Source organism: Acinetobacter sp., from assembly GCF_041919735.1.
GTDB lineage: Bacteria > Pseudomonadota > Gammaproteobacteria > Pseudomonadales > Moraxellaceae > Acinetobacter.
In genome coordinates this window covers 1-9,785 of the sequence record NZ_JAYRTF010000043.1, presented here as the reverse complement: position 1 = coordinate 9,785, position 9,785 = coordinate 1, and the positions used below count along the sequence as shown (strand labels likewise).

12 protein-coding genes and 1 pseudogene are annotated in these 9,785 nt (G+C 44.9%); 6 read left to right on the top strand and 7 right to left on the bottom strand.

All coding sequences use genetic code 11. The features are described from left to right. Positions 1-224 precede the first annotated feature (224 nt). Together ACE3T3_RS15655 and ACE3T3_RS15650 are read left to right on the top strand one after the other, a co-directional pair. The gene (locus ACE3T3_RS15655) at positions 225-635 is read left to right on the top strand and encodes a hypothetical protein (protein ID WP_374668560.1); all 411 of its coding nucleotides are present in this window, start codon (positions 225-227) and stop codon (positions 633-635) included. 779 nt (positions 636-1,414) lie between these two features. Further along, positions 1,415-2,362 (top strand): IS30 family transposase, encoded by a 948-nt coding sequence (locus ACE3T3_RS15650; protein ID WP_374668558.1) that lies wholly within the window; start codon positions 1,415-1,417, stop codon positions 2,360-2,362. 232 nt (positions 2,363-2,594) lie between these two features. Here ACE3T3_RS15650 and ACE3T3_RS15645 read toward each other — a convergent pair whose 3' ends face one another. From ACE3T3_RS15645 to ACE3T3_RS15635, 3 genes are read right to left on the bottom strand one after another with little or no spacing between them, the layout of a single operon-like run. Then, complete coding sequence (locus tag ACE3T3_RS15645) at positions 2,595-3,236, bottom strand: hypothetical protein (RefSeq protein WP_374668556.1); 642 nt, start codon at positions 3,234-3,236, stop codon at positions 2,595-2,597. Between the two features lie 18 nt (positions 3,237-3,254). Next, on the bottom strand, positions 3,255-3,683 hold the full coding sequence (locus tag ACE3T3_RS15640; RefSeq protein ID WP_374668554.1) for a ClpXP protease specificity-enhancing factor: 429 nt from the start codon (positions 3,681-3,683) through the stop codon (positions 3,255-3,257). 11 nt (positions 3,684-3,694) lie between these two features. Continuing rightward, on the bottom strand, positions 3,695-4,354 hold the full coding sequence (locus ACE3T3_RS15635) for a glutathione S-transferase N-terminal domain-containing protein (RefSeq protein ID WP_374668552.1): 660 nt from the start codon (positions 4,352-4,354) through the stop codon (positions 3,695-3,697). Positions 4,355-4,515: 161 nt separating this feature from the next. Between ACE3T3_RS15635 and ACE3T3_RS15630 the strand changes: the two genes are divergently transcribed. Beyond that, positions 4,516-4,698 (top strand): hypothetical protein, encoded by a 183-nt coding sequence (locus tag ACE3T3_RS15630; protein ID WP_374668550.1) that lies wholly within the window; start codon positions 4,516-4,518, stop codon positions 4,696-4,698. 50 nt (positions 4,699-4,748) lie between these two features. Here the strand turns inward: ACE3T3_RS15630 and rpsI are convergent, their stop codons facing one another. Together rpsI and rplM are read right to left on the bottom strand one after the other, a co-directional pair. After that, positions 4,749-5,135 (bottom strand): 30S ribosomal protein S9, encoded by a 387-nt coding sequence (gene rpsI, locus ACE3T3_RS15625; RefSeq protein ID WP_374668548.1) that lies wholly within the window; start codon positions 5,133-5,135, stop codon positions 4,749-4,751. A gap of 13 nt (positions 5,136-5,148) precedes the next feature. Further along, positions 5,149-5,577 (bottom strand): 50S ribosomal protein L13, encoded by a 429-nt coding sequence (gene rplM / locus ACE3T3_RS15620; protein ID WP_004722943.1) that lies wholly within the window; start codon positions 5,575-5,577, stop codon positions 5,149-5,151. A gap of 394 nt (positions 5,578-5,971) precedes the next feature. Here rplM and pdxA point away from each other — a divergent pair, with 394 nt between their 5' ends. The 3 genes from pdxA to ACE3T3_RS15605 are packed head-to-tail and all read left to right on the top strand — an operon-like array spanning position 5,972 to position 8,624. Further along, positions 5,972-6,940 carry a 4-hydroxythreonine-4-phosphate dehydrogenase PdxA gene (gene pdxA, locus ACE3T3_RS15615; RefSeq protein WP_374668562.1) on the top strand — a complete coding sequence of 323 codons (969 nt, stop codon included), beginning with the start codon at positions 5,972-5,974 and terminating at the stop codon, positions 6,938-6,940. A gap of 30 nt (positions 6,941-6,970) precedes the next feature. Further along, the gene (gene rsmA / locus ACE3T3_RS15610) at positions 6,971-7,786 is read left to right on the top strand and encodes a 16S rRNA (adenine(1518)-N(6)/adenine(1519)-N(6))-dimethyltransferase RsmA (RefSeq protein ID WP_374668545.1); all 816 of its coding nucleotides are present in this window, start codon (positions 6,971-6,973) and stop codon (positions 7,784-7,786) included. Continuing rightward, positions 7,779-8,624: a symmetrical bis(5'-nucleosyl)-tetraphosphatase gene (locus tag ACE3T3_RS15605; RefSeq protein WP_374668543.1), complete on the top strand. Its 846-nt coding sequence runs from the start codon at positions 7,779-7,781 to the stop codon at positions 8,622-8,624. Before rsmA ends, ACE3T3_RS15605 begins: the two co-directional genes overlap by 8 nt. 132 nt (positions 8,625-8,756) lie before the next feature. On the opposite strand, the gene ACE3T3_RS15600 is transcribed toward ACE3T3_RS15605, so the two are convergent. Together ACE3T3_RS15600 and ACE3T3_RS15595 are read right to left on the bottom strand one after the other, a co-directional pair. Next, entirely contained in the window at positions 8,757-9,209 is a 453-nt protein-coding gene (locus ACE3T3_RS15600; RefSeq protein ID WP_374668541.1) for a DUF2147 domain-containing protein, read from the bottom strand. A 50-nt stretch (positions 9,210-9,259) separates the two neighbouring features. Next, a pseudogene (locus ACE3T3_RS15595) lies at positions 9,260-9,661 on the bottom strand (DUF2147 domain-containing protein); the annotation flags it as partial. Positions 9,662-9,785: the final 124 nt, after the last annotated feature.

Here is a 9,785-nt window from a genome sequence, read left to right as displayed (position 1 = left end):
TTCCCGAACTCAGAAGTGAAACCTCTTAGCGCTGATGGTAGTGTGGGGTTACCCATGTGAGAGTAAGTCATCGCCAGCTCATTATTCGAATCCCCCTCCGCTTAATGGCTGAGGGGGATTTTTTATGCGCGATAGAAAAAATAAAAGCGAAAATACGGCTGTTTGATAAGCGTGTGAGGAATCACTAAAATAAATATAAGAATTCGAATTTGTAAGGAACGGCAATGAACATCAGCTTATTCCGTCATGCGTTCGTACTTATTTTGCTTTCATTTCTAGGCGGTTTTTTAATTCGCTTTATGGCTATTCCGAGGCTTGGACTTTCCGCTCATACTATCGGTGTTCTTAGCGGTGTTTTACTCATAGCAATTGGTGCTATTTGGCCGTATTTTCATCTTTCTCAGCTGCAAGGCGCCTGGCTTAAGTGGTCATGGCTTTATTCGGGTTATATCAATTGGTTCGCTTGCATTGCTGCGGGATTTGCTGGAGCTGGAAAAATGACTCCTATTGCGGCTGCGGGGCATATTGGGAGCGGCTTAGCGGAAGCATTGGTCTCTGTTCTTTTTATCAGTGTTGGAATTGCTTCCTTAATTGCAATAGGGCTGTCGCTCTGGGGATTGCGTCGTGTTTCATAAAAAAAGACAGATCACTAATCCTTGCTTGTATGCCTAAATTTGTCTTTATCTTATGCATCGCTTTATGGGGATATTTTTTCTTAATTTGATTCAGGAAAGTATATTCTGAAAGGGATTTGATGGCTTGTGCTTTCCAGTATGCATGATTTCGGTAAAACTACTTTTTACTGTTGTAAAAATTATATAAACCTCTTGTGTGGAAAAGCAAATTTTCTGCACAATTTGCCTTAACGGTTTTTGACATGCTTTGTTTAGGTTTCACGTCAGTCACCGCTGGCAGAGCATTGTGATGATCCTCAAGGTGTATTCGGCTGATATTGTCTGCAGTGATATTTCTGCTGATACATTGCCATTTGCCTTGGAATCTTATGCTGCTCGGCAATCGTTGATATTCCGCTCTTTATATAAAGCACATCGGCATAAAAAATTCTTTTCAATACTTTATTAGCAGGTGCAAGCTAAAAAAATGGATTCAGTAATGAGTTTGCGGAAGATTATGAAAATATCTTCGATATGGTTATTTAAGCTTAATGACTGCGCTAACGGCATCTTATGTGCATGACTTCGGTATTTTCTACAGCAGAAAATTCTAGATCAATACTGACGCAGCCTTGAGCTGCAAGCGTGGAAGCACTTTTGCTACCAACGAGTGCCACCGCAATAAAGTACATTAATATAGGCTTAGATTCTCAAATGAAGTGCAACAGAGATTAAAATATTGGAAAGAAGCAAGATGAGTTAGCATTTTGCTTCCGACCGACCAAAGTCAAAGTTGCATCATGAACTATACTCATCTTACTCAAGAAGAAAGATATCAGATTTATACACTGTTACGTGAAGGTTTTTCTAAACGTTACATCGCTTGGAGATTAAATCGTTCACCTTCCACAATTTCTAGAGAAATCAAACGTAACCGAGCGAGAAATGGCTATTTCGCTAAACATGCCCATAAAATAGCTCAAAGACGCCATTGCTCCAACCCTAGAAGAATCCCTTGTGAAATGTGGGCACATGTCATCTCTTATCTTGATCTTCAATGGAGTCCTGAACAAATTGCTTCTCATGTTCCAATTAGCATGCATTCCATTTATCACTTCATACGACAGGATAAAAACAAAGGCGGTACACTCTTTCACAACCTACGATTCAGAAATCAAAGAAAGAGGAAATACGGCACTCCTGAAACCCGTGGTCAACTGACTAACCGAAAAAGCATTCATGACAGACCACTTGAGATTGAGCAAAGAATTCGCTTTGGTGATTTGGAAATAGACACAATTGTAGGTAAGAACCATCAGCAATCATTGGTCTCGATTGTAGATCGGAAGACAGGTTACCTATGGCTGAAAAAGTGTCGTTCACGTAAGGCAGAGGACATTTGCCAAGCCACCATCAGTCTACTTGAGCCGATCAAAGATCAGCTCAAGACGATTACCGCAGATAATGGTAAGGAGTTCAGTCTACATGAGTATGCTGCTCAAGCATTAGAAATAGACTGGTACTTCGCTGATCCTTATAGCGCTTGGCAACGAGGTACAAATGAAAATACAAATGGCTTAATCAGGCAATATATTAGAAAAGGTAGTGATTTAAGTATCTATACAGATGAATACATCTCAGACATCACTCAACGTTTGAATCATCGCCCAAGAAAAAGACTAGGCTTTAAAAGACCGAGTCAGGTATTATGCCAACAACAGGGTGTTGCACTTCAAATGCTAATCTAAGTCATGATTTTTCCCTCTTCTGAGGGTGGCATATAATGATTCATTGTGTTGAAGAGCGCTATTTGGGGATATGCTTGCTGCATGCAAAAAAATGTAAATAGATGCAAAAAATTGAGAGTAATCCAGCATTTTGCGTGTTTGCCAAGGGCATGCAAGAACACTCAGTTTTGTTTAGCCTTTGAATTTGATGCATAAAAAAGATCAGCATCAGCTGATCTTTTTTATTTTCCGCTTAAGCAAAAATGTTGCATGCTGCGGAAGCAAGCACCCATAAAATGACTAAAGCAACGACGGGTTCTGCAATTTTTGCCCAAGTTGGAACAACTGGGGAGATGTCTGCCTGTTCGTCGCTGGTATGCTGGCTAACCATTTGATTAAACTCCTTCATAGATTCCTCTAATGATAGCTCATCTTGAATAACAGGTTTGGAGCCTTTTAATTCTAACAGTCTATTTGTTGACCAAACCCAATCTTCTGCTTGACCGGATAAATGCTCTATTTGCCCTAAAAGCAGTTCGCGGATGCTGTTCAGATTATGGCTGCCGGTATCATGCAGCTGCTTCAATTCATGCAGCTGCAATGAAAAAATACTGGCTGTTAACTGTTCCAGTTCCAGTTTTGGCAGGCTGGATGCATTGTCAGGCGATGTGGTTAAATGCCGTGCGACTTCCTGCACATACAGATCGTCGGGTGCAGTAATTTCCTGGTAGACTTTTTTGTCATTGGCGCGCCATTGGCTAATGAGTTCGCCTAGCGTCAGCGCATTAATGTCTGAAATATGCTGCCTTTTTTCATCTCTGGACAAAGAGGGGAGAAGCTCTGGCTTTTGGGTTTCTATCTGTTCTGCAAAATATTGTACTAAGTCAAAAGCCATGCTTGCTGCTCCATAGTTTTAATCTAATAACCTTAGGCTAGGTTTTTTCTTGGTTTGTTCAGTTTTTTGTTCAGCTTCTGATTTTAAAGCATCTTCGGTATTTTGGATATGCTGATATTCACTTGGGTCAAAGAATAAGCCTTGACCGTTTTCGCGCGTGTAAATGCCCAATACGGCAGAAAAAGGCACATACAAATCACGTGATACCCCGCCAAAGCGCGCCGAAAAGCTGATGGCGTCATTGCTCATGTTTAAGGCATGCACAGCATGCGGAACAATATTCAGGGTGATTTGACCATCTTGAATAAACTGTTCCGGCACTATGGTGTTTGGCTGCGTGGCATCAACAAGCAGATAAGGGGTCAGCTGGTTATCGCAAATCCATTCATAGATTGCGCGCGCCATATACGGGCGGGTTGGGCTAAGATTAAATTCTTGTTCAGGCATAAGCAGCTCGGTTAATTTGAAGAGTTGGACAATAAGTCACTGTAGCGGTTTTTTTCCTGCAATGTCATTGATTTTACAAAAGCAGGACGGTTAAAAATACGCTGGCAATATAAATGGATAGGGCGGCAGTGCTGTTTAGGCAGGTGAATGCCCATTGCTGGCAGCCTGAGAAAAACAGGCGCAAGCATGCAGTCTAGGATGCTGAAATGCTCGGACATGAAATAAGGGAAATGCTGAAACAGCGGGGTCAGAGAAACCAGCGTATCGCGGAGCTTGATCTGCGCTTTTTTTTGCGCTGCGACATCTAATGTGTCTGGGTGGCGCAGCATGATATCGGCAAGCTGCAGCCAGTCTTGTTCAAACCGCCAGATATACTGGCGCTGTTCCGCACGCGGCGCAGGCGCATCGGCATAGAGCTTGTTTTGACGGTAACGGTCATCCAGATATTCAGAAATAATGCTGGCATTAAACAGCTTGAGTTCATTTTCGACCAGCATCGGAAGCTGATTGTATGGATTTAAGCTGGCCAGATCTTCATCGTCATCATCGGTGATAATCAGATTGTGTTTGATCTGCTTCTCTGCAAGGACGTATCTGATCCAGTGGGATCGAAAATCATCTGCATGGCTGTACAGCGTGATTCCTTGAAGAGTGGCGTTTTCGGCTGACATAAATCCTGAACAAGCTGTTTTGAAGAGGATAGGATACTAAAAATTGCTTATAAAATCACGGGCAGACAGGAAAATAAAAATGATGCTGGAATTCAGTGTGCTGCAAAAATTAAGTTTTTTTGATTGGAGTCTTGGGCGCTGCAGGGGCTGGAATATCTATTATGAGCGACGCGCTGCTTATTCTGACGGCGCTTTTGAGTGGGATGATGAATCCTGAGCTCAGGAAATATAGATGGCAATACCTGATTGGCGGGGCAATTGCAGTTCTGGGTGTCGGCACAAGCGTTATGCTTTTTTCTGGTGCGGATTTATTTGAACCAATAGCTGAAATTTTTGAGCTATAAAAAAAGCCTTGGTATAAACCAAGGCTTTTTTGTCCGATTCGGTAAACGAATTAACGTTTAGAGAATTGAGGACGTTTACGTGCTTTACGTAAACCAAGTTTCTTACGTTCAACTTCACGAGCATCACGAGTAACGAAACCAGCTTGACGAAGAGCAGGTTTAAGCGTTTCGTCAGAAGCGATCAGTGCACGAGTAATACCGTGACGGATAGCGCCTGCTTGACCGCCGATACCACCACCAGCAACAGTGATGTAAAGGTCATATTTTTCAGTAGCTTCTAAAAGCTCAAGCGGTTGACGAACAACCATGCGAGCAGTTTCACGACCGAAATATTGATCAAGAGTACGGTTGTTGATTACGAGTTTACCAGTACCTGCTGATAGGAAAACACGTGCAGTTGCGGTCTTACGGCGACCTGTACCATAATTAGTAGCCATGTGCAGTTATCCCTTAGATGTCCAAAACTTGTGGCTGTTGAGCAGTATGTGGATGCTCAGTACCAGCGTACACTTTCATTTTCTTGATCATTGCATAACCAAGAGGACCTTTTGGCAACATGCCTTTTACAGCACGTTCGAAGATTTCTTCTGGTTTGTGAGCAACTAATTTTTCGAAATTAGTTTCACGAATACCACCAGGGAAACCAGTGTGGCGATAGTATTTCTTATCAAGTGATTTTTTACCAGTCACTTGAACTTGCTCAGCATTGATAACAACGATGTAGTCACCAGTGTCAACGTGAGGAGTATAAGAAGTTTTGTGCTTACCGCGTAAACGACGAGCGATTTCAGTCGCAAGACGACCTAAAGTTTTGCCAGAAGCATCAACAACGTACCAGTCGTGTTGAACTTCAGCTGGCTTAGCGCTGAGAGTTTTCATTAAACCACTACCTATTATAGTTGGTTTGGACTATGGAAGCTGTCCAAACAAAAGGAGACGCGATTCTAAACGAATACGTGAAGAATCACAAATGAAAATATAAAATTTCAAGTGGCATATTTTATAGCAGTTTAAATCAAAAGCCTAGAGCTGAGCTTGAAAAACCATCAAAATATTGGATGAAACGCTGAAATCGGACAAACAGCGCTGCATTAAGGGCCGATTTTAAGATCAGAATACGGATTTCAAGGCTTTATTTTTGCGGCTGAAGCCTTTATCCCATCGATGTTTCAGTCAATAAGCGCTGTGATTTGCTTGGCTGCCCAAGGAAGCAGGCATCTTCAGCTGCGATTCTGTATTAAAATAAATGAAATTGAAAAAATAGATGAATCCTATGCTTCCTTTATATGTAACCAGTGGAGAGCCGGCTGGCATTGGCCCGGATATTTGCTTGAGCTTGGCTGAACGTATTGATGAGCGGCCGCTTGTGGTGCTGGCGGATAAAGCCATGCTGCAAAAACGGGCGGAATTGCTGAATCGATCTGTTGAATTGATTGATTTTACTGGGCAGGCAGCCACGGCTGCGCAAGGCGCGCTTTATGTCGAGCATGTGCCTTTGGCCGATCCTGCTGTTCCTGGTCAGCTGGATGTCAATAATGCGGCCTATGTGCTGGAACAGCTGCGCCGTTCTGCTGATTATGCCCTGAGCGGGAAAAGCGTCGGTGTGGCTACTGCGCCAGTGCAGAAGTCGATTATCAATGAAGCCGGCATTCATTTCAGCGGCCATACTGAATATTATCAAGAATTTGCGGGTGTGCCGCGTGTGGTCATGATGCTGGCGACCAAAACGCTGCGCGTCGCTTTGGCGACAACGCATCTGCCTTTGCGTGAAGTGCCGGATGCCATTACTGCAGAACGCCTGCATCAAGTCATTGATATTCTTATCCATGATCTGAAAAGCAAATTCAAGAAAGAACATCCGCATATTCTGGTTTGCGGCTTAAATCCGCATGCGGGCGAAGACGGCTATTTGGGCATGGAAGAAATTGAGGTGATTAATCCCGTGCTGGAAAGCTACCGTGCGCAGGGCGTGAATATGAGCCTGAGCTTGCCGGCGGATACCTTATTTACGCCGGAAAACTTAAAAGATGCCGATGCTGTTTTGGCGATGTATCACGATCAGGGCTTACCTGTGTTAAAATCACAGGGCTTTGGCGAAGCCATCAATATTACTTTAGGCTTGCCGTTTATCCGCACTTCTGTTGATCATGGCACAGCACTCTCCCTGGCCGGCACTGGGCTTGCGAAAAGCTCGAGCCTGCATGTTGCTGTGGATCTTGCGCTGGAATTGGCGCGCCAGTGATTTTGTCTTATTTACACGTTGGAACTGTCTATGTATCAGATTAATGCCTTAAACCCGAAAGATGAAGGGCATCACACGCGTAAGCGTTTTGGTCAAAACTTCTTACATGACCAACGTGTCATTGCCAAAATCGTCCGTTCTGTTAATCCGCGCGCAGGCGACAATGTCGTTGAAATCGGCCCGGGTCTGGCGGCTTTGACGTCCCCTTTGATTGGCGAGTGCGATGCGCTGACAGTGGTGGAGCTGGACCGTGATTTGGCCGCTGGCCTGCCGGGACGCGTGCCGCATCCTGAGCGCTTGACCATTGTTGAAACTGATGCTTTGAAATATGACTTTACGGAGCTGTTTCAGGAAGGCCGCCCGCTGCGTGTAGTCGGCAACTTGCCTTACAACATTTCGACACCTTTGCTGTTTCACCTCTTGGAGTTTGGCGACAAAGTGCAAGACATGCACTTCATGCTGCAAAAAGAAGTGGTGGACCGCATTACCGCTGCGCCGAACACCAAAGAGTATGGCCGCCTGTCGGTGATGATCCAGTATTTCTGCAAGCCAACCTTCCTCTTTGAAGTGCCGCCGGGTTCTTTTAATCCGCCGCCGAAAGTGACTTCAGCCGTATTCCGCCTGGAACCGTATGCAGTTAAGCCGATTGTGGCGAAAAATGAAAAAGCCTTGGCGCGTTTGGTGTCCCATGTCTTTACCCAACGCCGCAAAACCCTGCGCAACAGCCTGAAAGGGATGCTGGTGGAAGATGGTTTTGAAAAGGCGGGCGTCGATCCGATGGCGCGTCCGGAAACTTTAACGCTGGCGCAGTTCGTGGCGCTGGCGGATCAAATGGCAGGTGCATAAGATGGCGCGCTATAACTATGTCATTGGTGATGTGCAGGGCTGTTTTGAAGCGCTCAAGGCTTTGCTGAAGCAGATTCAATTTGACGCGGATCAGGACTTTATCTGGTTTGCCGGTGATTTAGTGGCGCGCGGTGAAAATTCGATCGGCGCCTTGCGCTTTATCAAGAAATTGGCTGACCGCGGTGCTGCAGCGACAGTGCTGGGCAATCATGATTTAAATTTGCTGGCGGTTGCGCGCGGCATTAAAGAGCCGAATCCGAAAGATCAGATTGATGATGTGATTCATGCTTTAGAGAGTGATGAGCTGATTGAATGGCTGCGTAAACAGCCGCTGTGCCTATTTCCGAATGAAAGCACAGTGCTGACGCATGCAGGCATTCCATGCAACTGGACTGCTGAACAGGCTTCGGCGCTGGCTAAAGAAGTCGAAGCGGTCATCAGCCATGATGATTTTGCGGTATTGGATGATTTTCTGCAGGGCATGTACGGTAAAAAACCGGCGCTGTGGTCGGATGATTTGCAAGGCAATGAGCGCCTGCGCTGCATTACCAACTATTTGACCCGCATGCGTTTGACGGATGCTGAAGGGCGGATGGAATTCAGCTTTAAAGATGCTCTGGATGATCCGATGCCGGAAGGCTATTTGCCATGGTTTGATTTTGAATCGAAAGCGGCTGCAACGCATCAGATTTTCTTTGGCCATTGGGCTGCGCTGGAAGGGAAAACCATTTCAGAGCGCATTCAAAATGTGGATGGCGGCTGTGTCTGGGGCAATCAGCTGATTGCTTACCGCTTGGAAGATCAAGAGATTTTCCGTGCGGACAATCCCATGTTTTAAATACTCTAGGTTTTAAATGCGGCCGTGCGATGAAAATCATTTCATTGGCTATAGCAACTTTAAAACTGCATAAAAAAGGCCGCATCATTTGCGGCCTTTTTTATGCGGATTCAATTGCGCTCAGGCAATGAATCAGTCTAGGCGGATCCACGTTTGGTTGCGGCCTAGAGTCGAAACCCCCATATAGGCGCGCAGGGTTAAACGTTTGCCGGTGGCATTGAGCTTTACTTTTGCATTGTAAAGCTTGCCGGCTAGCGGGTCGATGACACGGCCGCGCTCATAGTTATTGGTGCCATCTACATGCTTCAGACCCTTTAAAATCTCCATGCCTAAAATCGGCTGGTTGGTATAGGGCGCAGGGCAGTCATTGCAGGTTTTTTGCGGCGTATAGCCTGGACGCGGCGTAATTTTGACAATTTTTCCTGTATAAGAGCCATTGCCTTCTTGGCTGATCTCAATAATCGCTTTAGGCGAGCCTGTTTTATCATAGATAGACTGCCAAGTTCCGGTTAAATCCTGCGCCAGTGCCGAACCGCTGAATACTGCACTGAGCACAAGGAGCCCCAATTTAAAATTACGCTTCATAAAAAACCTTTAATGATTTTCCGCAATAAGCATGCATGGATATGAATGCTTTACTCTTGGCGCAGCCATGTTTGTGTACGGCCAATCGCGGAGATGCCGATATATCCTCGTAAAAGCAGGCGTTTGCCATTGGCCGACTGCTTCGCTTTCAGGTTGTAAATTTTACCAGAAAGCGGATCAATAATTTTGCCTGATGAGTACACGTTCTCACCATCGGCTTTTAAGTTTTTAAAGACATCTAAGCCGAGGATCGGCTGATTGGTATAAGGCGGCGGGCAGTCTATGCATTTTTCCCGCGGCGTATAGCCTTGGCGCGGCGTGATTTTGGTGATTTTTCCGGTATAGGTTCCATTGTGTTCCTGCCGGATTTCAATCAAGGCTTTAGGTGACCCCGTTTTGTCATCAATTTGCTGCCAAACACCAGTAAGGTCTTGAGCAAAGAGTGCTGAACTTGTTAGAACCCATTTAAAGTGTCTATATTCTCACCAATAAAAATGTCTAGTTTATGATGGTTTTTATCACCATGGACTGGATATAAAATATAGATGCTGATCACTATGTCTGACAAAGAAATTC

Bases quoted from the DNA above. Each gene is read 5' to 3' on its own strand.
- rsmA (WP_374668545.1), top strand. From the start codon at position 6,971: ATGTATCAGATTAATGCCTTAAACCCGAAAGATGAAGGGCATCACACG.
- rplM (WP_004722943.1), bottom strand. From the start codon at position 5,577: ATGAAAACTCTCAGCGCTAAGCCAGCTGAAGTTCAACACGACTGGTAC.
- ACE3T3_RS15600 (WP_374668541.1), bottom strand. From the start codon at position 9,209: ATGAAGCGTAATTTTAAATTGGGGCTCCTTGTGCTCAGTGCAGTATTC.
- ACE3T3_RS15645 (WP_374668556.1), bottom strand. From the start codon at position 3,236: ATGGCTTTTGACTTAGTACAATATTTTGCAGAACAGATAGAAACCCAA.
- ACE3T3_RS15640 (WP_374668554.1), bottom strand. From the start codon at position 3,683: ATGCCTGAACAAGAATTTAATCTTAGCCCAACCCGCCCGTATATGGCG.
- pdxA (WP_374668562.1), top strand. From the start codon at position 5,972: ATGCTTCCTTTATATGTAACCAGTGGAGAGCCGGCTGGCATTGGCCCG.
- ACE3T3_RS15630 (WP_374668550.1), top strand. From the start codon at position 4,516: ATGAGCGACGCGCTGCTTATTCTGACGGCGCTTTTGAGTGGGATGATG.
- ACE3T3_RS15635 (WP_374668552.1), bottom strand. From the start codon at position 4,354: ATGTCAGCCGAAAACGCCACTCTTCAAGGAATCACGCTGTACAGCCAT.
- ACE3T3_RS15655 (WP_374668560.1), top strand. From the start codon at position 225: ATGAACATCAGCTTATTCCGTCATGCGTTCGTACTTATTTTGCTTTCA.
- ACE3T3_RS15650 (WP_374668558.1), top strand. From the start codon at position 1,415: ATGAACTATACTCATCTTACTCAAGAAGAAAGATATCAGATTTATACA.
- rpsI (WP_374668548.1), bottom strand. From the start codon at position 5,135: ATGGCTACTAATTATGGTACAGGTCGCCGTAAGACCGCAACTGCACGT.